Here is a 24100-nt window from a genome sequence, read left to right on the forward strand (position 1 = left end):
CGCCTCAAGCCTTCGCTTTCGCCACCCCGCCGCTCTCCACATAGCCCGCCTCGAAGGGGCGGACATGACGGATGGCGCGTTTGCGCCGTTCCCAGTCGGCCAGTATCGCCGCGCCGTGGCGTGAGCCGGTGGCGGCGACATGGGTTTCGATCAGGGTGCGGCAACGGGTCTCCGCCTCGCCGTCGAGATCGCTGACGAAGACGGTTTCGGCGTTCAGGCGCGGCTCCAGCCTGTCATCCTCATCCAGCACGAAGGCTTCCCCGCCTGTCATGCCGGCGGCAAAATTATCGCCCACCTTGCCAAGGATCACCGCTACCCCGCCGGTCATGTATTCGCAGCCATTGGCCCCGCAGCCCTCGACCACGACCGTGGCCCCGGAGTTTCTCACGGCAAAGCGCTGGCCTGCGCCGCCCGCGGCATAAAGCGCGCCGGAGCTTGCCCCGTAGAGCACGGTATTGCCGATGATCGCGTCGCCTGGCGCTTCGCGCGTACAGCCACCAAAGGGCCGGATGGCGATGACGGCGCCGGACAGGCCCTTGCCGACATAGTCATTGGCATCGCCTTCCAGCTCGATACGCAGGCCCTTGGCGGCAAAGGCGCCGAGCGACTGCCCGGCAGAGCCGTTCAGATGCAGGGTAAGCTGGCCATCGCTCAGCCCATCGGGGCCGAACTTGCGCACGATGGCCGAAGAGACGCGCGTGCCCACCGCGCGGTCAGTGTTCCGCACGTCATAGACCAGCTGCATCTTCTCAGCCCGCGAGAAGACAGCGCTGGCGTCTTTGAGGATCTGCTCATCCAGGCTCGGTGCGACGGCATTGCGCTGTGTACGCGTGGAGCGCGGCGGGCGGGCATGGGGGTCCACGCGTACCAGAAGCGGGTTGAGGTCGAGATCGTCGAGATGTTCCGCGCCCCGGCTGACCTGATCGAGCAGGTCCGCTCGCCCGATCACGTCTTCAATCGATGCTGCGCCGAGCCTTGCGAGAATCTCGCGCGCATCCCGCGCAATAAACGTCATCAGATTGACGACATGGTCGGCAAGGCCGGTAAAGCGCTTCCTTAGCTCATCATCCTGCGTGCACACGCCGACAGGGCAGGTGTTGGAGTGGCACTGGCGCACCATCAGGCAGCCGAGCGCCACGAGGCTGGTCGTGCCGATGCCGAACTCTTCGGCGCCCAGCATGGCGGCAATGACCACATCGCGGCCCGTACGGATGCCGCCATCGGCGCGCAGGGTGACGCGCTCGCGCAGGCCGTTCAATGACAGAACCTGATGGGCTTCAGACAGGCCCAGCTCCAGCGGCGCGCCGGCAAACTTGATCGAGGTTTGCGGGCTTGCGCCTGTGCCGCCGACATTGCCGGAGATGAGGATCACATCGGCATGGGCCTTGGCGACGCCTGCCGCCACCGCGCCAACACCGGCCGCGCTGACGAGTTTTACCGCCACGCGCGCATCGGGGTTGATCTGCTTCAAGTCATAGATGAGCTGGGCCAGATCCTCGATGGAATAGATATCGTGGTGCGGCGGGGGCGAGATCAGCGTCGTGCCGGGAACGGCATGGCGCATTTTCGCGATAAATTCCGTCACCTTGAAGCCGGGCAGCTGGCCGCCCTCGCCGGGCTTGGCTCCTTGCGCGACCTTGATCTCTATCTCGCGGCATTCATTGAGGTATTGCGCGGTGACACCAAAGCGCCCGGACGCGATCTGCTTCACGGCGGAATTCATGTTGTCGCCATTGGGCAGGGGCTTGTAGCGGGCCGGGTCTTCCCCGCCTTCGCCGGAGACGGATTTGGCGCCGATCCGGTTCATGGCGACGTTCAGCGCGCCATGGGCTTCAGGCGAGAGCGCGCCAAGGCTCATGCCGGGCGTGACAAAGCGCTGGCGTATCTCATTGACGCTCTCGCAGGCCGAAATGTCTATCGACGGACCAAGCGCGCGCATATCCAGAAGGTCGCGCAGCTGGATGGGCGGCTTGGCCGCCTGCAGCTCCACAAAGCGGCGGAAGGAGGCGTAATCCTCATTACGCACGGCCTTTTGCAGGGCGGTGACGCTTTCGGCCTCCACTGCATGCACCTCGCCAGAGGCGCGCTGGCGATAAAAGCCGCCGACGGGCAGGCGCACCGCGCCTTCTTGTCCCCACGCCCAGCGATGCAGCTCGGCAAGTTTTTGTTCAAGGCCGGAAAGACCGACGCCGGAAATGCGGCTGGTCACCCCGCCCAGATATTCCGAGGCCACGGCGCGCGAGAGGCCCAGCACCTCGAAATTGCATCCGCCACGATAGGAGGAGATGACCGCAATCCCCATCTTGGAGAGGATTTTCATCAGGCCCGCATCGAGCGCCTTCTTCATCTGGAAGGCGCGCTTTTCCGGGCTGAGCTGGCCGAGGCCGCGCAGGGTGCGCGTCACCACGGTCTCAAAGGCGACATAGGGGTTCACGGTTGTTGCGCCGAGACCGACAAGGACCGCGCAAGCATGGGCGTCCATCGCATCGGCGGCACGCACATTCAGCGAGACATGGGTGCGAAGCCCTTCGCGTGTCAGATGGGTGTGGGCGGCGCCCACCGCCAGCGCCATCGGCACCGCGCAGCGGTCCGGCCCCAGAGCTTCGTCGGTGAGCAGCAGATGTTGTGCCTTGCCGTCGCGGACTGCGGCGGCTGCATCGGCGCGGATACGGTCCAGCGCATCGCGCAGCCCTGTTCCGTCGCCGGATGCGTCTTCAAGCGCGAAGGTGCAGTCGATCTCGGCCACGCCCTCACCCAGCACGCCGCGCAGGCGCTGATACATGCCATTGGTGAGGATCGGGCTGTCCAGCACGAACACATCGGTCTGCGTCTCGTCGCTGGCTAGGATGTTTCCGAGGTTCTTGAAGCGTGTTTTCAGGCTCATCACCCGGCCTTCGCGCAGCGGGTCGATGGGCGGGTTGGTCACTTGCGAGAAGTTCTGCCGGAAATAGTGATAGACGGGCCGGTAGCGCGTGGAGAGCACGGCCAGCGGGCTGTCATCGCCCATACTGCCGATGGCTTCCTTGCCGTCCTCGGCCATGGGCGCGAGGATGATCTCAATCTCTTCCAGGGTGAGCCCGGCTGCGGCCTGACGGCGCGCGCGCATTGCCTCATCCCACAGGACAGGCTCCGGGCCGGGGCCAACCTCCGCCTCGATATCGCGGATATTGGACAGCCATTCATCATAGGGATGCTTGGCGGCCAGATGGTCGAGTATCTCATTGGCGTCATAGAAACGCCCGGCATCGAGATCGACCGCCACCATGCGCCCAGGCTCGATGGAGCCGCGCCGCGCCACGCGTGACTGGGGCAAAGGCGTCATGCCGGTTTCAGACCCCACCACCAGCAGATCGTCATGGGTGCGCAGCCAGCGCAGGGGCCGCAGGCCGTTACGGTCCAGCCCCGCCACCGCCCAGCGCCCGTCACAAGCGGCGAGCGCGGCCGGCCCGTCCCACGGCTCCATCACCGAGTTGCAGTGCTCGTAGAGGCCGCGCCAGCGGGCTGGCATGATATCGGCCTTTTTCGACCAGGCTTCGGGGATGAGGAGGGCCTTGGCCATGGGCGCGGTGCGCCCGGCGCGCACCAGCACCTCGAACACCTGATCGAGGGCGGCGGAATCTGACGAGCCTGCCTGGATGACGGGTTTGACCACATCTTCGGCATCGGCAAAGGCACGGGAGGCCATGAGAATCTCATGGCTCTTCATCCAGTTCACATTGCCTTTGAGCGTGTTGATCTCGCCATTATGGGCGAGCATGCGGAAAGGCTGGGCGAGCTTCCATTCGGGGAAGGTGTTGGTCGAATAACGCTGGTGGAAGATCGCGAAGGAGGAGACGAAGCGCTCATCTTTCAGATCGGGATAGAACTGGTCGATGGCTTCGGCCAGGAACATGCCCTTGTAGATGATGTCGCGCGTGGAGAGCGAGGCGATATAGAAGCCGGGCAGGTTTTCCTCGCGCGCACGCTTTTCGATGCGCCGGCGCACGATATAGAGCTGGCGGTCGAGGATATGGGCCTTCTTGCCGCGCGGATCGTCAAACAGGATCTGTTCGATGGCGGGCCGGGTCGCATTGGCCTTTTCGCCGAGGCAGGACGGGTCAACCGGGGTCTGGCGCCAGCCATAGAGGCGGAAGCCCGCGCGCAGGATCTCGGTCTCCACGATGGTGCGCCCGCGCTCCTGCGCGGCAAAGTCGGTGCGCGGCAGGAAGATCATGCCCACGGCGACCGGGCCTTCGCCCGGCACGTGGCCGGTGCGTGCCACCTGCTCCTTGAAGAAGTCCTGCGGCACGCCGACGCGCACGCCTGCCCCGTCGCCGGTTTTGCCATCGGCATCAACCGCGCCGCGGTGCCAGACCGCTTTGAGCGATTTGATCGCCAGCTCCACCACTTCCCGGCGTGGCTGGCCGTCTATCGCGGCGATAAGGCCGACGCCGCACGCATCGCGTTCAGAAGCCGGGTCATAGCTGCCCGCCTCGATGAGACGCTGGCGGCCTTGCAGGTATTGCGTGATCTCGTTCATTCGGCAGGCTCCAGCTCGCGCGTCTGCTCTTCTGCGACGCGGGCCATCAGATCGGCATGGATGATGGTGGCCGCGTCCTGACCATCCCTGATGGCCCAGACCACCAGCGACGCGCCGCGTACGATGTCGCCGCCCGCATAGACGCCAGGGACGCTGGTGCGGCAGCGCTCTGTCACGCGGACGGTGCCGCGCGGGGTCAGCACAGGACCGCCCCCGCCGCAGGCCGTATCCACATCCTCGGCTTCATAGCCGAGCGCCGCGATGACGAGATCGCCGTCCAGATCGGCCTCCGCGCCGTCCAGCACGACCGGCTGGCGGCGGCCATCAGCGTCGGGCGCGCCAAGCCCCATGCGCTGCACGCGCACGCCCGACAGCGTCGTGGCATCGCCTTTCAGCGCCAGCGGGGCTGACAGCCATTCAAACACCACGCCCTCTTCCTCGGCATGGGCGACCTCGCGGACGGAGCCTGGCATGTTCTCCCGGTCGCGCCGGTAGAGACAGGTGACAGCGGCTGCGCCCTGGCGGATCGCGGTGCGCACGCAGTCCATCGCCGTATCGCCGCCGCCAATGACGACCACCTTGCGGCCTTTGGCCTGCAGGCGCGCCTCATCGGCAATCGTCTCGCCAAACCCGCGCCGGCTGGAGGCGATGAGATAATCCAGCGCCGGGATCAGGCCTTCACTGCCAGCACCGGGGCAGGTGAGGGCGCGCGCCTTGTAGGTGCCGATGGCGAGGAACACCGCGTCATGGCGCTCGCGCAGCTCATCAAGGCTCACATCTTTGCCGAGTTCGGTATTGAGCTGAAACGCCACGCCGCTCTGTTCGAGACGCTGCGTACGCCGCTCCACGACAGACTTGTCCAGCTTGAAATTGGGAATGCCGTAGACCAGCAGCCCGCCCGCGCGGTCATGCCGGTCATATATGGTGACGGAGTGGCCTTGCTCGCGCAGACGCTCTGCCGCCGCGAGGCCCGCCGGGCCAGCGCCGACAATGCCGACGCTGAAACCCGTCTCGTGCTTTACCCGGATGGGCTTTATCCAGCCCTCTTTCCACGCTGTCTCGGTGATATGGGTTTCCACCGCACCAATCGTGACCGCGCCATGGCCGGACTGCTCGATCACGCACGAACCCTCGCACAGACGATCCTGCGGGCAGATACGGCCACAGATTTCCGGCATGGTGGAGGTGGCGCTGGAGCGCTCCCAGGCCTCTTCCATGCGCCCTTCGGCGGCCAGCATCAGCCAGTCTGGAATATCGTTATGCAGCGGGCAGCCCGACTGGCAGAAAGGCACACCGCACTGGGAACAGCGAGCCGCCTGATCGGCGCCGGCCTTGGGATTGAAGGGCGCGTAAATCTCGTCGAAATCGCCGCGCCGCTCATTGGCGGGGCGCTTGGCAGGGTAGCTCTGGTCCAGCTCTGTGAAACGGAGCATGGCGCTCTCCTTCTCGGCGAGAAACTAGTGAAGGCGGTTGTCCGGCGCGCGCCAAACGGAGCCGCGCTTTGTCCGTACAAGTGCTGCATTGCAACATGAAGATGACACTTCCGCAAGCGGCTCTACGCCTCTTCCTGCCAGGCGTAATTGACAATCATTCGCAGGTGTGAGACATGCAAATGCGAATGCGTCGCGATAAGGCGCATTTCCCGGCAGCCAGAAGCGGTCCCGCCCATGTATGTGTGCATCTGCAACGCCCTGAAATGCTCGCAATTCCGCGAGGCCGCGCAAGGCGGTGCGCAGGACGTGACCAGCGCGTTCAAGGCGTGCGGGGCCAAGCCGCGCTGCGGGCGCTGCTTTGAAGAAGCCGCCAGCCTGATCGAGCAATCGATGGCACCCATGGACGCGATGCCGCACGCCATCGCCGCCGAATAGGCGCGCGCTGCAAACGCCTCTTAGAAACAAAAGCAAACAAAATCAGGGGCTTGGACTTTCGTCTCCACGCTCTATCCTGTAGTCTGCGTGCAAATCAGGCAAACCGGCAGGAGGCGAGAGCCATGAAAGGCGATAGCGGCGTTATCGAGCATCTCAACAAGGCGCTCAAACTGGAGCTGACCACGGTCAACCAGTATTTCCTGCATGCCCGCATGTTCAAGAACTGGGGCTTCAACAAGATCGCCAAGATCGAGTACGAGGAATCCATCGACGAGATGAAGCATGCCGACATGCTCATCGACCGCATCCTCTTCCTGGAAGGCCTGCCCAATGTGCAGGATCTCGGCAAGGTGATGATCGGCGAGACGCTCAAAGAATGTCTGGAGCTCGATCTCAAGGCCGAGCTGAAAGCTCACCCGATCTACAAGGACGCCATCGCCTATTGCGAGGAAGTGCGTGATTACGGCTCACGCGATCTGCTCGAAGTAATCCTGAAATCGGAAGAAGAGCATATCGATTTTCTGGAAACCCAGCTCGAGCTGATCGAGCGCATAGGCGAGGACCGCTATATGCAGTCCATGATGGGCGAGCAGGAGGCGGGGTAAGGCGGGCTGGGGCGCGCTAAAACTCAGATTGCCATGACGTCGAACGACGTTGGAATTTAGATCTCAGCAACATTGCAGCCCCTAACAAACCCTATTCGCGTACTCTAGCTTGGCGTTGCGATTGCGAAGCTTTGAGCGCTAGACTACCTCCGGCGTTGGGAGCGCGAATATGAAACCTGCCCTGAAAATCCTTTTCTCTTTTGCTGCGATATTTTTCTCGTTTCTGTTGCTTTCACGCCTGTGGATAGCGATGAGGGGGCATGACATTCCGCTGGACACGTCCGTGGTATCCGCGATTGGGTTCGCGGTGATTACCAGTGTGACTTTTCACCTATGGCGTCAGCGTCAACGATGAAATCCGCTACATGCAATCGATGATGGGCGAGCAGGAGTAGGCGGGCCGCCATTCTCTGACCACCCCTTGTCATCACCCGCTTCATGCGGGTGATCCATGCCACAAGCCCTCGTCCTTCGAGACGGCTTCTGACGAAGCCCCTCAGGATGAGGGCTTGGGTTGTGCTTTTCCCCTCATGCTGAGGGCGAGCGTAGCGAGTGTCTCGAAGCACGGGGGAAAGCACCTCTGAGGCATGGCTGGCCCGGACGCCCGCCTGCGCGGGCGCAGGCGAACTTGGCTTTGATGTCCAACGCCGCGCATTGCGGCGGCGACAGTTTGGCTTGAAACCTCCACAACCTCGGGGTATTATTTGGCAGTAGAGGCGATGAATTTAAATATATAGAATGAAGCGAGGGATGGGTAAATTTATCAATTATTCCATGAAATACATTTTAAAATTGGTCGGCATGGCGATTCTGACCTGCTTGCTTTTTGGTGCCTTCTTTCATTTGGACGTTTAAACATACTTCTTTCTTTTGTGGCATCGGCGATTGTGTCCTATATTTCTGTAAATAGCATTATACCTGATAGTGGCTTATTGATCAGAGTTTTGGTTTTTATCATTATATTTTTGATTTCATTTTTAACTCTGACATTTGGTGGGCACGATTTTCTTTTATAATATGCATTGCCGCTCATATATTATTTTCTATAAGATAATTTATTGGCCGTGACTCGTCTTGCTATTCTATTTCTCTCCCTCAAACTCGGAAACCTGACCCTGCCCTGCGAGACCCCCCACACTTTTCTCACCCGCCCCGCCTTGCCAGCGCGGCGCTGAACCGCTAAATCCAGACCTCGTTACAGAATAACATTACGGCAGCGCGCCGGATGGCGCTGATACTGCCGGTCTGGAGCCCTCTTGGATTCGGTGACGCTCACGCTTGTATTTGCCCTGCTGGCTGCGGGTGTGGTGCTGGCCACGCTCGCCGGCATGCGCTTTGCCGCGCGCTATACGCGCGCGCATTCGCCCCTGCTCGCCGCGTTTTCCGCTGGTCTCCTCCTTACCATTGCGGTCCTTCACCTGATCCCTGAATCGCTGGCCGGGTCTCCCATCGCGGTGTGGATGATCGGGGGCGGGCTGGTGCTGGGCCTCGTCCTGCGCCGGGCTGCGGGCCTGTTCGCGCCGGACCGCGATTCTGCCGCCGCGCTCGCGCCCGTGCTGGCAATTGCCCTGCACGCCAGCTTCGACGGGCTGACCTACACGATCGCATTCGCCTCGGACTCCTTTTCCGGTCTGGCCGCAGGCGCGGGCCTGCTCCTGCACAAGCCGGCCGATGCCGCCGTGTGCTTTATCCTTCTGCAGCGTGCGGGGGTCAGCGACGGCCGCGCCGCGCTCTGGTCCTTTGTGGCCGCTGGCGCCTCCACGCTGGTATTTGCGGGCATCACCGCCCCGTTTGCAGGTGCGCTGTCGCCTGCTTTGGTGGCGGGATTGCTGGGTCTGGCTGCCGGCGTGCTGATCCATGTCTCTGCCGCCCATCTTCTGGTACATGCGCGCACGGGCGGGCTTCGCCGCGCCGTTCCGATGGTGGTGCTTGGGATTGTGGCAGCAACCGGCCTCACAGCGGCCCACCGGGCCGGGCACGACCATCACCATCATGCCCACGATCATGACCATGATCACGCCCATGACGATGCGCTGGTGATTTCCGCCGCGCCGCATTTTGGCCCCGTGGGCGGTCCAGCCTCACCGAGGAACGGCGATGGCGCGGCCAGCGTTCATCGTGTGAGCCAATCAGGAGAGCAGCCATGAAACGTCTCATCCTCGCCACGCTTCTTGCCGGAACCGCCATCGCGCCTGCCCTCGCGCAGGAGCATGAGCATCGCCACGCGGGCACCCATGTTCACGGCCTTGCCGAGCTGGCCGTGGCGCTCAATCCCGATGGCACGCTGGTCGCCGAAATTGAAAGCCCGCTCTACAATCTGATCGGCTTTGAACGCGCGCCGCGCGATGAGGGCGAGTATGCGCTGGTGGGGCAGGCGATTGCCGCCCTCGAAAGCGATGCCCGCCCGGCCTTCAACGCAGAGGCCGGCTGCAGCCTGACCGAAACTCAGCTTGAGGGTTTCCCGCCCGCCAGCGCGCACGGCCACCACGACGATGATCACGAGCATGAGCACATGGACCATGATGGCGAGGAGCCACACGGCCATGGCCATGATGATCACGGGCACGGTCATGATGAAGCCGATCATGACCACGATCACACGCATGATCATTACGGCGATCACAGCGAAGCTGAAACACCGCCCCAGGATCACGCCCATGACCATGGGCACAGCCACAGCCACGGTCACAGCCACGGTCACAGCCACGGGGAAGGCGAACGGCGCTATTCTGACGGCTTTGTGACCTGGACGTTTGCCTGCACATCGCCGGAGCGGCTTACCCGCATTGATGCGGGCAGCCTGTTCGCCGGTTTTGACCGTCTGGAGCGCGTGAGCATTCAGTTTTTTGATGGCACGCGCAGTGCGGCAGAAACGCTGACGCCATCATCGCCAGCACTCTCGATCCGCTAAAGCCGTTATATTATAACGTGTAAGCCGTGCTTGCCGGGGGCGGAGTGTGTGCACACATTCCGCCCATGGTGTTACGCGCTCTTCTGATCAGCCTCTTTGTGACCGTCAGCCTGCTGGCGGGGACCGCCCATGCGGGCGATGGTGGCAGTGTGCGCTCCATCGTCTGGGCCGATCTGCTTCCCGAAGGCGAGGGGGAGCGTCTTGCCCGCCTGCAGCAGATGCAGGCAGTGGAGCTTGGCTTTGATCATTTCGGAACCGAGCAGTTTCCCCAGATCATGAGCTTTGCCGCGGTCGAGGCGCTGGACGGCCAGCGCGTGCGCCTCGGCGGCTATATCCTGCCGTTTGACTATTTCTCCGGCGGGCGTGTGACCCGTTTCCTGCTGGTGCCCTATGTGGGTGCGTGCATCCACGTGCCGCCGCCTCCGCCCAACCAGCTGGTCTATGTCGAGACCTCCGAGCCGGTGCAGGTCGATGGCTTGTGGGATCCGGTTTTCGCCGAAGGCATACTGCGCATCCAGCGCCAGGACACCGATCTTGCCAGCGTGGCCTACACGCTGGAGCTGGATTCGATCACGCCCTATCGTCCGTGAACGTGCCAGGCGCCGCCGCGCAATTGCCCTATTAACGGACATTAACCGCCTTTCTTGGCCGCTAGTCATGGGTGGCCGGAGATGCCGACTCCGGCTTGGCGTACGCGCGCAAGCACCATTCTTGCGAAGCGTGTGCCGGGATCCGCCCGGATGTCCCAGCGCGGCACACAAATCGCACTGAGGGGGGCGATGGAGCGCCAGCGCGGCGCCGTGGCGGGTCCCACTTTTCGCCTTTCGCGGTGCTTTTATTTCCCCGCTTTGCGACATATGCTGCCCTCGACTCATTGAGGGGAATCCCATGCGTAATTTTATTGTCTCCGGCCTTGCTCTCGTGGCGCTGACGGCCGGTACGGCCCAGGCCCAGATCAGCGAGTTCCGTCTGGGCGTCGTCGCCCATGATCTGGCACGCAATATCGAGGACGGGGTGCAGATAAGCGGGCAGATCGTGTTTGACAGCCCGGATTTTCTCTCGCCGGTGTGGTCGCCGCGCCCGTATCTGTATGGCTCGTTCAATTCGGCGGGTAACACCAATCTGGGGGCAGCGGGCTTCCTGTGGACCGGCAATTTCTCCGAGCGCTGGTCGGTCGATGGCGGGTTTGGTGTTGCCTATCACGACGGGGTGCGTGATGTGTCGCAATTGCCGCCCAGCGATCCGGACCGTATCCGGCTTGCCAATTCGCGCGCCCTTCTGGGCTCGCGTTTCCTCTTTCATACCCAGCTGGGGCTGGACTATGCCGTGACGCCCAGCGTTGCTGTTGGCGTGTATTACGAGCACTTCTCCAACGGTCAGATTCTCGGCCAGGGCCGCAATCAGGGCCTGGACGAGATTGGCGCGCGCATCAGCTGGCGGTTCGGGCGCTAGACGCCCATCTGACTGGATGCAGCGCTCCGGGCAGGGACAATCCACACTCACGTGAAGACGCGCCCTTGCCGGGCGCGTCCATGCCCTATAAGCCGTCATTCCGCGTATCAAGCGGAGTTTCTCTCATGGCCAATGTAGTCGTCGTCGGCGCCCAGTGGGGTGACGAGGGCAAGGGCAAGATTGTCGACTGGCTCTCCCTCAGGGCCGATGTGGTGGCACGTTTTCAGGGCGGCCATAATGCCGGTCACACGCTGGTCGTGGACGGGGTCGTCTACAAGCTGTCGCTGATGCCCTCTGGTGTCGTGCGCGGCAAGCTCTCGCTTCTTGGCAATGGCGTTGTCATCGACCCCTGGGCGTTCCTCGCCGAGGTCGAAAAGGTGCAGGCCCAGGGCGTCGCCATCACGCCGGACCTTGTAAAGATCGCCGAGACCGCCGCCCTCATCCTGCCCGTCCACCGCGATCTTGATGGCTTCCGCGAGAACCGCGATGACGGCATGAAGATCGGCACGACGCGCCGGGGCATTGGCCCTGCCTATGAGGACAAGGTGGGCCGCCGGGCCGTGCGCGTGATTGACCTGGCAGACGAGCAAGGACTGCGCGCCCGCGTCGCCGACCTTCTGCACCATCACAACGCCATGCGCCGCGGCTATGGCGAGACGGAATATTCTGCAGACGAGCTGGTGGCTGCGCTTCTGGAGATTGCGCCGAAAATCCTGCCCTATGCCGCGCCGGTCTGGCGGCTGCTGGATGAAGCCATCGCCGAAGACAAGAAAGTGCTCTTCGAGGGCGCGCAAGGCGCCTTCCTCGATGTGGATCATGGCACTTATCCGTTCGTGACCAGCTCCAACACGGTGGCAGGACAGGCCGCAGCCGGGACGGGCGTTGGCCCCGGCAAGACCGGCTATGTGCTTGGCATCGTGAAGGCCTACACCACGCGCGTGGGCGAAGGCCCGTTCCCGACCGAGCTGACCGACGAGACCGGCCGCCTGATTGGCGAGAAGGGCCATGAGTTTGGCACCGTCACCGCCCGTCAGCGCCGCTGCGGCTGGTTTGACGCGGTGCTGGTGCGCCAGTCTGCCAAGATCAACGGGCTCAATGGCATCGTGCTGACCAAGCTCGATGTGCTGGACGGGTTTGAAACGCTCAAAGTCTGCACCGGATATGAGCTGGACGGGAAAATCATTGACCGCCTGCCCGCCTCCACCGCCGAGCAGGCGCGCGTAAAGCCCGTCTATGAGGAGATGGAAGGGTGGAGCGGCTCCACGAAAGGCGCGCGCTCCTGGGCCGATCTGCCGGCCGAGGCCGTCAAATATGTGCGCCGCATCGAGGAGCTGATCGAAACGCCGGTCGCCATGGTCTCCACCAGCCCGGAGCGCGAGGACGTGATCCTGATGCAGGACCCGTTTAGGACATAAAGAGCTGGCTATCCACGGTCCGCCACCTGTGAAATCCCGGTCTGCGCAGCAGAACCGGGACCTCAGGCAGGTTTGATCGGGGAGACAGCGTTGCCTGCCTCTATCTCAGGTGATCCGGAGCGAGGCCCCGGGTCTCGCGAGAGCTCGCCCGGGGTTTCAGCACCAATTGAGGCGACCGCACTACTCCCCCACCCTCTCCAGCCCCGCAACCCGCCTTGCAATGCGGGCATGGCCGTCGAGCTGGCGGGCGGTTTCGTCGGCTGAGGGGTGGGTGTCGGCCAGATCAAGGTCTGTCGTACCGCCCAGCACCACCGAGCTGCGGCGCGGGAACATGTAGAGTATCCCGCCCTCCCACGCGCTATAGGCGTAATCGAGCTCCGGCTGGGGCAGGAGCATGGTCAGCTGGCCCGCCATGGGCCGCAGCTCGTCATCGCCGAAGAGATCGCGCGCGCCGAGCCCCGTGCAGTTGACGATCACCCGCTCGGAGAGGCGCGCCACATCTGACGGCGTTTCGAAACGCGCTGTCACGATGCGCCCGCCTGCATTCTCAAATTCACCCATCAGGGCGCGCAGATAAATGTCCGGGTCGATCATCAGAACGTGGTTTTCAACTACGCTTGGATAGCCGAACCAGCGGTCCGGGTCGGTATGACGGATGAGGCCCGGATAGAGATGGTCGAGCGGCTGCGGCTCGCGCGGGGCATCGGGCGTACGCAAGGAAAAATCATACTGGCGCAGCCAGTAAACCCCGTAGCGCGGATCATCGGCATAGTGCTGGAAGGCGCGCTGACTGACGCGTGCCGCCGTCATGAAGCGCGCCACAAAAGCCTCGTCCACCGCGTGGCGGCGATAGAGGCTGGACGGTCCCCAGACCGCGCCTGCGATATTCGAGGTGGTATGTGGCGGCAGCGCGTCCGCATAAATGGTCACGTCCATGCCCCGGCGGCGCAGGAGCAGCGCCGTCGTCAACCCGATCACCCCGCAGCCCAGCACGGCGACAGAGCGCTCGGAGGTGGCGGTGAGAAGCGCGCGTTCGGCCTCGGCGGCGGTGCCCCAGCTCATCGTCACGCCCGCGCCGCCATGGCCGTAGTGGTGAACAAGCGTCTTGCGGCGGTCGAAGCGTTCGGCGCGCACCACATAGCCTGCCTCGCGGAAGGGCCTCAGCCCCACCACCTGCCGGATGATGCGCCGGGGTGAGATGTCGGCGGGCACGAAGTTGGGCGGTTGGTCCAGCGACGGCGTGCGTGCGCCAGCGCGGCCCGCAGAGACCAGAGGCGCGGCGGCAAGGCCAAGGCCCGCGCCAGACAGGAGTTTCAGGGCGGAACGGCGGTCCATGGGCTGGCCTCACGAGGATGTCGAAGGCGCCAAGCCTGCCCTTAGCCCAGCAAAAAATCTATTCCGCGTTCAGCATCTCCTCGCGGATGCGCACGGCCGTGTCGGGAAAGTCGGTGAACACGCCGTCCACGCCCAGCGCGAACAGGGCGCGCAGCTCGTCATCGGTATCGCCGTCTGTGAGCAGGGAGGGGCGGTCATCGCGGTGGGTCCAGGTGTGGACCACCAGACCGAGGGCATGGGCGCGTTCGAGATAACCGGTGCTGGAGCCGTCAGGATTGAGCAGCAGGCCCTTGTAGGCACCTACAGCGTCCGCGAACCCGGCCACCTGCTCCAGGCTGTAGCCATTCATGTTCCCGCCTTCCTCATCACCATAGTGCAGCATGGCCAGCGGCAGCGGCGTCAGCGGACGCAAGCGCTCCAGGAAGGGTGCGTCAAAGGACTGGATGATAACGAGGGAGTCTTCTGTATTGAGGCCGCGTGCCTCCAGCTCTGCAATGAGGATGGGAGCCGGATCAAGCCCCATGGCGGTGTGTTCAGCCGGCAGCTTGATTTCGGGCTCTACCGGGATTTCGCAGCGGCAGCGCGCCTGCATACCGTCCACCATGTCGAGGAAGTCCCCAAAGGTCATGACCGAGAAGCGGTCATTATGCTCTTGCGAGCGGTCGGGGAAGACCTGCCGCGCGTTGAGCGATTGCAGCTCCCCGGCGGTGAAGTCCATCACCCACCAGTCATTGCGGCCCATCAGTTCGCGGCGGCGGTCGGCAAACTCCTCGCGGGCTTCCACATCGGTGGAAGTGGAGAGATACGGGTCGTGACGCACGATCAGCACGCCGTCGCGCGAGACCATCAGATCGGGTTCGAGAATGTCCGCGCCTTGCTCATTGGCGAGCTGGAAGGCGGGCAGGGTATGTTCGGGGAAATATCCGCTGGCGCCCCTATGGGCGATGATGGCGGGCAGCTCGCCTGTCAGTGTGGGGAAAGTGCCGATCTCTGCGGCATCCTCGGCCAGCTGGCCGGAAATTGCATCAGGCGCGCCTTGGGGCGGGGCCACGTCCCCAGCGGGCGGCTCGTCTGCCGGATTGCACGCGGCCAGCGCTACGAGCAGGGCAGGCAGGAGAAGACTGGTGCGCAGGAATGACATGATGGCCCCCAAGGCTGGATTCGTTTCGGCCGGGAGGTTAGCCGGTCTGGCCTGCCAGTGGCAGTGACAAATCCATGACGGCCGGGCGGTATGCCAACACGAAAAACGCCCACCGTTGCCGATGGGCGTCTTTGCATTCCGGCAAAGCCGAAAGAATTAGTCGCGGCTCTCGATGCCGTGGCCCGAGGTGCGCTCGGCGATACGGGCGGACTTACCGCGGCGGTCACGCAGATAGTAGAGCTTGGCGCGGCGCACATGGCCCTTGCGCTTCACTTCGATGCTGTCGATCAGCGGCGAGTAGAGCGGGAATACGCGCTCGACGCCTTCGCCAAACGAGATCTTGCGCACGGTGAAGCTCTCATTGAGCCCGCCGCCGCTGCGTGCGATGCACACGCCTTCAAAGCGCTGGACGCGCTCGCGCTCGCCTTCGCGGATGCGCACGCCGACGATCAGCGTGTCACCGGCGGAAAATTCCGGGAGCACTTTCTCGCCAAGAACGCGCGTGGCTTCTTCCTGCTCGAGCTTCTGAATGAGGTTCATCTCGTCTCTCCATCCCGCCGCTGATGTCTCGCCCAGAGATCCGGACGGCGGTCCTTCGTTGCCTGTTCTGCCTGCTCGCGCCGCCATTTGGCGACCTTTCCATGGTCGCCGCCCAGCAGCACTTCGGGGATCTCCCGTCCCTCCCACACCCGCGGGCGGGTGTATTGGGGATATTCGAGGAGATCACCCTCGAAACTCTCTTCCTCGGTCGAGGCCATCTTGCCCAGTACGCCGGGGATCAGCCGCACGCACGCCTCGATGAGGTATTGCGCGGGTATCTCTCCACCGGCAAGGACGGCATCGCCGACGCTTACCTCTTCCATGCCGCGCGCCTCGATGACCCTCTGGTCGAAGCCTTCAAAGCGCCCGCATACCAAAATCACGCCCGGCCCGTCCGCCCACTCCCTGACTTTTGTCTGGGTGAGCGGCTTGCCGCGCGGTGTGAGGCAGATCAGCGGGCGCGCCTTACGCTCCACACTGTCTACCGCCTCCGCAATCACATCCGGGCGCAGCACCATTCCAAGGCCGCCGCCAGCGGGGGTGTCGTCAACGGAGGCGTGCTTATGACGGGAAAATGCGCGGATGTCCACAGTCTCTAGCGCCCATTTGCCCTCTTTGAGCGCAGTGCCGATCAGCGACACGCCAAGCGCGCCGGGAAAGGCTTCCGGATAGAGGGTGAGAACGGTGGCGGTGAAGGTCATGGGAGGGGGTGTATGCGCCAGCAGGCGCTACGGGGCAAGGGGCGGGGCTACCCCGTCGCGCACAAATCAGGCAGCACGTCAGGATCGGGTGGCGGCGCGGGCTGCTCGAGCCGCCTTCCCGGCATTACTATGACCGTGGCGTGGGCTGACACCTGTTCATCCAGACAGTACCGGACATCGACAGGCGCGAACCGATAACGTTCTGCGGATACTCGCATGGCGTCTGTGAGCAGACGGATGACGAAGGTGCTGTTGTGATTGCTGACGCACTGCACCTCAGGCGCGGGGTCAGCGCCGTCGGCCGCAGGACGCAGAGCGAGCGCACACATCATGTGACGGGCGCGATTTTCAACTGCGCGGGCAGGGAAGACCGGCACGCCTCTTACAAGGACCTGGCCGAGGGACGGTCTCCACACACCGCCGGCCGCGCGCTCCATCAGCAATGCATCTGCCGTTTCATGGACAGCTCGATTGCCGCGGCCGGTGATGCGCTGATGCGGCAAGGGCAAGTCGATCCTGGCAATCGCGGCTTCCGCGGCGGACTGCATGGCGGCCCCATCCGCGTGATCAGCCGGACATTCTACGGTGAAGCCGGTTGGTCCCTGATCGTATATATCGCTCCCCAACGCCGTCAGAGCGCAAGTAACAGGCTGGGAAGCGGTCAGAGCGATTGCCAGTAACAGGATCATCGTGGCCCCCTTATCGCGGTTCGCACAAATCCGGCAGCAGGGCCGGATCGGGACTGGGCGGTGCTTCTTCCTGCTCGCCGGTAGCGCGGTCCAGCCGGGTGGCCGAAACCTCGAAGCGTCTGTCCACGCAGTACGAGGCGCCAACAGGCGCAAAGCGCCAGAGTGATGCCAGTTGCGTCATCGCCGAGACTTGCTGCTGCACGATGGAGTCTGCCACAGGGTTGCTGGCACATGCTGCGCTTGGTTGCGGATCTGCCCCGTTTGCGCCGGGCGTGAACCCTACCGCGCACAGAATGCTGACTGATCCTCGCGCCGTGGTCCGGCCAGACAGGACCGGTGCTGCCTGAACCAATGACTGACCGGGCGCGGGCTGCCAAACACCGTTTTCACTCTGCATGGTCATCTGGCGCGCCCCCCCCACCGGGGGGCGCGGGTTTACGCCCTGACGGCGCGGGCGCGGCAGCGGCAGATCCATCGCGGCAAGAGAGGCTTCCGCAGCAGACTGGATGGCGGCGGCGTCTTCGTGATCTGCCGGGCAGGCCACGGTGAAGCCTGTGGGGCCACGTTGCTGGATGTCACGGCCCTGCGGAGCGAGTTCGCACACCACCGGTTCGGATATCAGCGCGAAGGCACTTGCCAGTATCAGGATCATTGCGCAGCCCCCATCTCCTGCAACTTACAGGAGAAGGTTAAGCGGGCAAAAGTCAGAGGCGCAAGCGCAAACAGGGCTGCGCGCTAATTCTCCACCCCCTCATCGCCCGCATCGATCGTTTCGGGCGGGTTGATGACGAGGCGGGATTTGGCAAGCTCCACCACCGGCACCGCCTCGCGGGTGAAGGGGATGAAGAGCGCGCCTTCAGGGGTGGTAAGCTCGAGTATCTCGCCTGCGCCGAAATCATGCACGGCCTTCACCCGGCCTGCGGGCGCGCCGTCCAGATGTTCGGCCAAAAGGCCGATCAGGTCTGAATAGTAGAACTCGTCCTCGTCCGGTTCCGGCAGGGCGGAGCGGGGCACGTGAAGGAGCGTGCCCTTCATCGCCATGATCTGCTCGCGCGTGACGGGCTCTTTAAAGGAGACGATCACGGCTTCACCACCCGATGAGCGGGCGGTTTTCGGCGTCAGGATGTGCTTGCCGTTTTTATCGAGGAACGGGCCGTAGGAGGCGACATTGGCCGCATCGCCAAAGGCGCGCAGCTTCGCCTCGCCCCTCACCCCATGGGCGCCCACAATGGCGGCAATGACGATGAGGGGGTTGGTCATGTTTTGTATGGCCTCATACCTTTTTCTCCCCCCGCTTGCGGGCGGGGTGAGAAGCGAAGCTTCGAACGCCTGAAAGGCCGAGGGGGGGGGAATATTAAAAAGCCCCCCTCCGCCTGCTTCGAAGGCACCTCCCCCGTAAACGGGGGAGGAAAAAGCCCTTAGGCCTTTTCTTCTTCAGAAGCAGCTTCTTCAGCCGGGGCTTCTTCGGCTGGAGCCTCGGCGGCAGCTTCCTCGGCAGCCGGCTCTTCAGCAGGCGCTTCTTCAGCCGGGGCGGCCTTGGCTTCGGCTTCAGCGGCCTTTTTGGCTTCTTCCTTCTCGGCGCGCTCGGCAGCACGCTCCTTGGCGGCCTGGCCCGGCTCGGCTTTCTTCGGGTTATTGCCCGCTTTCCACTCATAGAGGCCTTCAGCGGCGAGGAAGCGCGCGACGCGGTCGGTCGGCTTGGCGCCTTTCTTGATCCAGGCGGCGGCTTTCTCGGCGTCGAAGGTCACGCGCTCGGCGTGGTCTTTGGGCAGCATCGGGTTGTAGGAACCGATACGCTCGATGAAGCGGCCATCGCGGGGATCGCGGCTGTCAGCCACGACGATGCGATAGTAGGGGCGTTTCTTGGCGCCCGCGCGGGCAAGACGGATTTTAACGGCCATATTCGTAGTCCTTTTGGTGTTGAAACGATTATTTCTTCTTCGGGAAGCCGGGCGGCAGGCCATCAGGCCCCAAAGGTGCGCCAGTGCCCGGCAGGCCCGGCAAACCACTTAATCCCGCAGGGGATTTTCCTTTCAGAAGGTCATCGGCAGCGCCCCCGAGGCCGCCACCAAGCCCTCCCAGACCGCCCATGCCAGCGCCCATTCCGGGAGGCATACGCCCGCCCGGCATGCCCGGCAGGCCCTTGCCCTTGCCGGCGCGCTTCATCATGTCGGCCATCTGGATATGCATTTTGAGAAGCCGGTTCACCTCCGGCACGCCGACGCCCGCGCCTGCGGCGATGCGCTTCTTCCGGCTGGCTTTGAGCAGGTCCGGCTTGGCGCGTTCCTGCGGCGTCATGGAGAGGATGATGGCTTCCTGGCGTTTGAGCGCCTTGTCGTCAAAGCCGCTCGCGGCGGCCTGCGCCTTCATCTGCTTGTTCATGCCGGGCAGCAGGCCCATGATGCCGCCAAGCCCGCCCATTTTCTGCAGCTGGACCAGCTGGTCGCGCAGATCATTGAGGTCGAACTTGCCCTTCGCCATCTTTTTGGCGAGGGCTTCGGCCTTCTCATGGTCGATCTCGGCAGCGGCCTTTTCCACCAGCGAGACGATGTCGCCGCGCCCGAGGATACGGCCCGCAAGGCGCTTGGCGTCAAACGCGTCGAGCCCATCGATCTTTTCTGACGTGCCGAGAAACTTGATCGGCAGGCCCGTGACCCAGCGCATGGAGAGCGCCGCGCCGCCGCGCCCGTCACCATCCATGCGGGTGAGGACAAGCCCGGTCAGTTTCAGCCGCTCATTGAAGCGCTTGGCGGTTTCCACCGCGTCCTGACCGGTCAGCGCATCGGCGACCAGCAGGATTTCGCGCGGACGGGTCTCGGAGGCGATCTTCGCCGCCTCGCCCATCATCTCCTCATCGAGCGTGGTGCGCCCTGCGGTATCGAGGATGACGACGTCAAAGCCCTGCAGACGCGCGGAACTCATCGCCCGGCGCGCGATCTCGACGGCCGTTTGGCCTGTAACGATGGGCAGGCTCGGCACACCGGCCTTCTCGGCCATCTGGGCGAGCTGCTCCATGGCGGCCGGGCGGCGCGTGTCGAGCGAGGCGACCAGCACCTTCTTCTTCTCGCGCTCGGCAATGCGCTTGGCGATCTTGGCGGTGGTGGTGGTCTTGCCCGAGCCCTGCAGGCCCGCCATCAGGATGGCAACCGGCGGCTCGCCTTCGAGCACCAGACGCTCAGGCTCTCCCTCACCGCCAAGCAGCTCCACAAGCCCGTCATGGACGATCTTGATGACCTGCTGGCCGGGCGCGACCGAGCGGATGACCGCTTCACCGACCGCTTTTTCACGGACCTTGGAGACGAAATCCTTCACCGCAGGCAGGGCGACATCGGCTTCCAGCAGGGCCACGCGGATTTCGCGCAGCGCCGCGTCCACGTCCTTTTCAGACAGCGCGCCCCGGCCGGTGATCCGGTCGAATACGCCTGACAGTCTTTCGCTCAGCGCGTCGAACATGTTGCTGTCCAAACCCTTGGTCTGCATACCGCGCAAACGCAAAACCACCCCGCCGGGCGAGCCTTCGCCGGGCAGGGCACCTTCCCAGCCTCCGGGAGTTGTTCCGCCCCGTCGATGCGGGAAACGGCTCCGTGTGCTGGCAAGGCAAGCGGTCGTTACGCTTGCTTATGAGGGCGTGGCATTACGCGCGGGACAGCCAAGAGTCAAGGAAAGAGGGGGTTATCCCGCCAGCCGGTCCAGTATCCGCGCCCAAGAGCGGATGCCCTTGCGGAAGCTTTCCAGCTCATACTTCTCGTTCGGGCTGTGGATATTGTCGTCCTCAAGGCCGAAGCCGGCGAGGATGGTATCCATCCCCAGATGCCGCTTGAAATCGCCCACAATGGGGATGGAGCCGCCACAGCCCATCAGGGCGGGTTCGGTCTCCCACTCATCGCGCAGCGCCTCCACGCAGGCCTGCAGGGCGGGATTGGTGACGTCCACCGAGAGCGCAGGCGCGCCGGTATCGCGGCGCAGGAAGACGGCCTCACAGTCCGCGGGCAGGCGGCTGGTGACATGGGCCTCAAACGCCTTCCAGACCTTGTCCGGGTCCTGCCCCGGCACCAGGCGGAAGGAGATTTTCGCGCTGGCCTGCGCCGGGATCACGGTCTTGAAGCCCTCGCCGGTATAGCCGCCGATAATGCCGTTGATTTCAGCCGTGGGCCGCGTCCAGATCTGTTCCAGCACCATGCGGCCCTGTTCGCCTGCGGGCACGGAGAGGCCGATATCGCCGAGGAAACGCGCGTCAGAGAAGTTCAGCGCCTTCCATTGTTCCAGCACGGGCGCAGGCACGTCCTCCACGCCGTCATAAAAGCCTTCAAGCGTCACCCGGCCCGTCTCGTCATGGATGCTACCGAGGATCTGGGTGAGAAGCGTGATCGGGTTGCGTGCCGCGCCGCCATAGAGCCCGGAATGGAGATCACGGCTCGCCGCTTTCAGGGTCACTTCGCCTGCCGTCATGCCGCGAAGGCTCGCCGTGATAGCGGGGGTTTTGCGGTCCCACATGTTTGTATCGCACACGAGGGCAAAATCCGCCTTGATCTCCTGCCCGTGCTCAGTCAGCCAGGGCTCAAGGCTGGGCGAACCGCTCTCCTCCTCGCCCTCAAAGAAGATCGTCACCTTGCAGGGCAGGGTGCCCGTCTCTTCCTTCCAGGCGCGGCAGGCCTCGATGAAGGTGCGCAGCTGGCCCTTGTCATCGGCTGCGCCGCGCGCGCGGATGTATTTACTGCCATCGGCTCTGGTCTTGATCTCCGGCTCGAACGGGTCGGCCTCCCACAGCTCCAGCGGATCGACGGGTTGCACATCGTAATGGCCGTAGAACAATACGTGCGGCGCATCGGCCGTGGCCCCCTCATGGTGGGCGACGACAAAGGGATGGCCAATCGCCGGCGCAACGCGGGCGTCAAACCCCAGCGCGCTCAATTCATCGGCGAGGCTCTGCGCAGCCTGCAGGCAGTCGGCCTTGTAGGCCGGATCGGTGGAGATGGACTTGATGCGCAAGAGCTGGTCATAGCGCGCCAGCGCCGCCTCAAACCCCGCCTCCTGACGGGCCAGAACCGCGTCCAGCGTGCTGGATGATTTGGTGTGTCCGTCCATGGCGGTCTCTCCGGTGTCGCGAGGGGTAAGGCGTGAGGTAAGGCGTGAGGGGCCTTATCTACGCGCCGCGGGAAAGGCGGGCAAGGATGGGGGCGCATGTTCGCGTGCTGCGAACAACTGTTGACCATGCGCGAACAGCATACTAGATGTGGTGTGCGACCGGGAAGGCACCACGCAGATGCGGCGTCATTAGACGCTTGGAGGCTTTGGTCTCTTCCTCTTGTCGGCGGCGCGGCGTCGTTCCCCGGGTTCCGGTGGGCGGGCGTGCGGCACGGTAAGGATCGCCCCGCGTGAGCGGGCGATCACGGTAGCTTAGAGGTGCTTGGCCTGAGCCTGTCTCTGAGAGCGTGACGCTGGACAATCCCGTCCAGTGCTCTGAGACGAAAGGACTCAGTTATGTCAGTTTCTGACAAGGATCCCCCGGTCGCCGGGTCAAGCAATCTCGTAACGCCTGCGGTACGCTCGAAGTGGAGCCGCCGCGGACGCTGGAAGCGCAGCTTCTTGCTGTGTGTCCTGAAGCTAGCCACATCAATCGTGGCGATGTTTCGCGCTGTCCGTTGGGTGATTGAGAACCTCTAAGTTACTATTGTTTTGGAGGAAAAATGCTAAATGAAGCGCTGAGACTTGTTCGGGTTTACCACGACATGAGCAAGGCAGAGCTTGCCCGAGAGTTGGGATTTTCTCGGTCTTTCATTACCGAGCTAGAAGGTGGAAACAAGAAAGTCACTATCGATACGCTGGAACGATATTCCGAGTATTTTGATATACCGGTATCGTCGCTCATGCTTTTTGCGGAGCGGACTGTCGATGCCGACTTTTCTGAAGCGGCGAGAACATTCGTTGCCGATAAGGCGCTAAGAATGCTTGACTGGGTGTCGTCCATTTCCCGCCATGAACGCGAGTAGCGGGCTGGTCGGATGAAGCGCTACCCTCCCAACCAATCCCAACTGTACAAGGTAACTTCGCCAGCGGACCTTGCTCGGCGGCTCGAGGTTGAGTTGTGCGATTTGGAAGAGCTTGCCAATCGTCACGATAACTATAAGCGCTTCGACGCTGGAAAGACCAAGAAGCGACCTGTCCAAGAGCCGAAGGACCGGCTGAAGAAGATTCACCAGAAAATTGCCCGGTGGCTAAGCCGCATCGAAACACCAGATTACCTCCATTCGGCAATCCGTGGGCGTTCATATATAACTAATGCTAGCGCTCACCGAGCAGACGTCAACCTTATCAAGGTGGATATTAAGTCATTTTTTAATAACGTTAGAGCTCACTCGGTTTATTTGTTTTTTCTTCATTACATGAAGTGTCGCGCTGACGTTTCGATGTTGCTTGCGAAGATATTGACCGTGGACGGGCATCTCGCAACGGGAAGCTCCGTCAGCCCCATTCTTTCTTACTTTGCGCATAAGCCGATGTTCGATGAAATCGCACAGTTGTCCAATGAGCTCGACCTGACCTTCACCGTCTATGTGGATGATATGTGTTTGAGCGGCGAACAGGCTGTTCGCCGGACACTTTTTAACGTCAGACAGATCATCCATCGGCATGGATTGAGCTCTCACAAGTGCCGCTATTTCCCAGCCGGTGTGCCACGGGTCGTCACGGGCAACGCCCTAACGCCGAAAGGCACCCGATTGCCTCACCCTCGACACCTCAAGATCAAGAAGGCGTTCGAGGAACTTGAGCGCCTCCCAGCCGGGTCGGCCAGAGAAAAGGCGGTAAACGCACTTAAGAGCCGACTCTACGAAGCTGCCCAACTTGAACCGGTTTGGGCGGAACGGGCGCGCTCGCTGGCTAATTCCGAAGCTTTGAAGCAATAACCCCACCTTCCCATTTCCC

The 24100-nt window shown here is 63.1% G+C and carries 21 protein-coding genes; 9 read left to right on the forward strand and 12 right to left on the reverse strand.

The annotated features are described in order from the left end of the window. Nucleotides 1-4 precede the first annotated feature (4 nt). The gene (gene gltB / locus ACTIGC_RS12255) at nt 5-4519 is read right to left on the reverse strand and encodes a glutamate synthase large subunit (RefSeq protein WP_439634683.1); all 4515 of its coding nucleotides are present in this window, start codon (nt 4517-4519) and stop codon (nt 5-7) included. Continuing rightward, on the reverse strand, nt 4516-5952 hold the full coding sequence (locus ACTIGC_RS12260; RefSeq protein WP_439634684.1) for an NAD(P)-dependent oxidoreductase: 1437 nt from the start codon (nt 5950-5952) through the stop codon (nt 4516-4518). The genes gltB and ACTIGC_RS12260 overlap by 4 nt, the downstream gene beginning before the upstream one ends. A gap of 234 nt (nt 5953-6186) precedes the next feature. Between ACTIGC_RS12260 and ACTIGC_RS12265 the strand changes: the two genes are divergently transcribed. From ACTIGC_RS12265 to ACTIGC_RS12295, 7 genes are all read left to right on the forward strand, one after another. Further along, the gene (locus tag ACTIGC_RS12265; RefSeq protein ID WP_439634685.1) at nt 6187-6387 is read left to right on the forward strand and encodes a (2Fe-2S)-binding protein; all 201 of its coding nucleotides are present in this window, start codon (nt 6187-6189) and stop codon (nt 6385-6387) included. 122 nt (nt 6388-6509) lie between these two features. Continuing rightward, complete coding sequence (bfr, locus tag ACTIGC_RS12270) at nt 6510-6992, forward strand: bacterioferritin (protein WP_439634686.1); 483 nt, start codon at nt 6510-6512, stop codon at nt 6990-6992. A gap of 1256 nt (nt 6993-8248) precedes the next feature. Beyond that, the gene (locus tag ACTIGC_RS12275; RefSeq protein WP_439634687.1) at nt 8249-9139 is read left to right on the forward strand and encodes a hypothetical protein; all 891 of its coding nucleotides are present in this window, start codon (nt 8249-8251) and stop codon (nt 9137-9139) included. After that, entirely contained in the window at nt 9136-9903 is a 768-nt protein-coding gene (locus tag ACTIGC_RS12280) for a ZrgA family zinc uptake protein (protein ID WP_439634688.1), read from the forward strand. The genes ACTIGC_RS12275 and ACTIGC_RS12280 overlap by 4 nt, the downstream gene beginning before the upstream one ends. A gap of 65 nt (nt 9904-9968) precedes the next feature. Then, complete coding sequence (locus ACTIGC_RS12285) at nt 9969-10493, forward strand: DUF3299 domain-containing protein (protein WP_439634689.1); 525 nt, start codon at nt 9969-9971, stop codon at nt 10491-10493. Between the two features lie 298 nt (nt 10494-10791). Then, complete coding sequence (locus ACTIGC_RS12290; RefSeq protein WP_439634690.1) at nt 10792-11355, forward strand: acyloxyacyl hydrolase; 564 nt, start codon at nt 10792-10794, stop codon at nt 11353-11355. Nucleotides 11356-11480: 125 nt separating this feature from the next. Beyond that, nucleotides 11481-12770 (forward strand): adenylosuccinate synthase, encoded by a 1290-nt coding sequence (locus tag ACTIGC_RS12295; protein ID WP_439634691.1) that lies wholly within the window; start codon nt 11481-11483, stop codon nt 12768-12770. 180 nt (nt 12771-12950) lie between these two features. Here the strand turns inward: ACTIGC_RS12295 and ACTIGC_RS12300 are convergent, their stop codons facing one another. The 10 genes from ACTIGC_RS12300 to ACTIGC_RS12345 all read right to left on the reverse strand — a co-directional run bounded on the left by ACTIGC_RS12300 (nt 12951) and on the right by ACTIGC_RS12345 (nt 22261). Beyond that, on the reverse strand, nt 12951-14105 hold the full coding sequence (locus ACTIGC_RS12300; RefSeq protein WP_439634692.1) for an FAD-dependent oxidoreductase: 1155 nt from the start codon (nt 14103-14105) through the stop codon (nt 12951-12953). Between the two features lie 58 nt (nt 14106-14163). Further along, nucleotides 14164-15246 (reverse strand): glycerophosphodiester phosphodiesterase family protein, encoded by a 1083-nt coding sequence (locus tag ACTIGC_RS12305; protein ID WP_439634693.1) that lies wholly within the window; start codon nt 15244-15246, stop codon nt 14164-14166. Between the two features lie 156 nt (nt 15247-15402). Beyond that, nucleotides 15403-15786: a 50S ribosomal protein L19 gene (rplS, locus tag ACTIGC_RS12310; RefSeq protein ID WP_127568899.1), complete on the reverse strand. Its 384-nt coding sequence runs from the start codon at nt 15784-15786 to the stop codon at nt 15403-15405. Further along, the gene (gene trmD / locus ACTIGC_RS12315; protein WP_439634694.1) at nt 15783-16487 is read right to left on the reverse strand and encodes a tRNA (guanosine(37)-N1)-methyltransferase TrmD; all 705 of its coding nucleotides are present in this window, start codon (nt 16485-16487) and stop codon (nt 15783-15785) included. The genes rplS and trmD overlap by 4 nt, the downstream gene beginning before the upstream one ends. A 47-nt stretch (nt 16488-16534) precedes the next feature. Beyond that, nucleotides 16535-17176: a hypothetical protein gene (locus ACTIGC_RS12320; protein WP_439634695.1), complete on the reverse strand. Its 642-nt coding sequence runs from the start codon at nt 17174-17176 to the stop codon at nt 16535-16537. A gap of 10 nt (nt 17177-17186) precedes the next feature. Beyond that, a complete protein-coding gene (locus ACTIGC_RS12325) occupies nt 17187-17828 on the reverse strand; it encodes a hypothetical protein (protein WP_439634696.1) in 642 nt (213 codons plus the stop codon). Nucleotides 17829-17911: 83 nt separating this feature from the next. Further along, nucleotides 17912-18436, reverse strand: coding sequence for a ribosome maturation factor RimM (gene rimM / locus ACTIGC_RS12330; RefSeq protein WP_439634697.1), 525 nt, complete (start codon nt 18434-18436; stop codon nt 17912-17914). Between the two features lie 158 nt (nt 18437-18594). Next, on the reverse strand, nt 18595-19077 hold the full coding sequence (rpsP, locus tag ACTIGC_RS12335) for a 30S ribosomal protein S16 (RefSeq protein ID WP_439634698.1): 483 nt from the start codon (nt 19075-19077) through the stop codon (nt 18595-18597). Between the two features lie 28 nt (nt 19078-19105). Then, nucleotides 19106-20629, reverse strand: coding sequence for a signal recognition particle protein (gene ffh, locus ACTIGC_RS12340; RefSeq protein WP_439634699.1), 1524 nt, complete (start codon nt 20627-20629; stop codon nt 19106-19108). A 219-nt stretch (nt 20630-20848) separates the two neighbouring features. After that, a complete protein-coding gene (locus tag ACTIGC_RS12345) occupies nt 20849-22261 on the reverse strand; it encodes a M20/M25/M40 family metallo-hydrolase (RefSeq protein ID WP_439634700.1) in 1413 nt (470 codons plus the stop codon). Between the two features lie 602 nt (nt 22262-22863). Between ACTIGC_RS12345 and ACTIGC_RS12350 the strand changes: the two genes are divergently transcribed. After that, nucleotides 22864-23166 (forward strand): helix-turn-helix domain-containing protein, encoded by a 303-nt coding sequence (locus ACTIGC_RS12350; RefSeq protein WP_439634701.1) that lies wholly within the window; start codon nt 22864-22866, stop codon nt 23164-23166. Between the two features lie 12 nt (nt 23167-23178). Beyond that, nucleotides 23179-24081: a reverse transcriptase family protein gene (locus ACTIGC_RS12355; protein ID WP_439634702.1), complete on the forward strand. Its 903-nt coding sequence runs from the start codon at nt 23179-23181 to the stop codon at nt 24079-24081. Nucleotides 24082-24100 lie beyond the last annotated feature (19 nt).

Source organism: Glycocaulis sp., assembly GCF_051859565.1.
Taxonomy (GTDB): domain Bacteria; phylum Pseudomonadota; class Alphaproteobacteria; order Caulobacterales; family Maricaulaceae; genus Glycocaulis.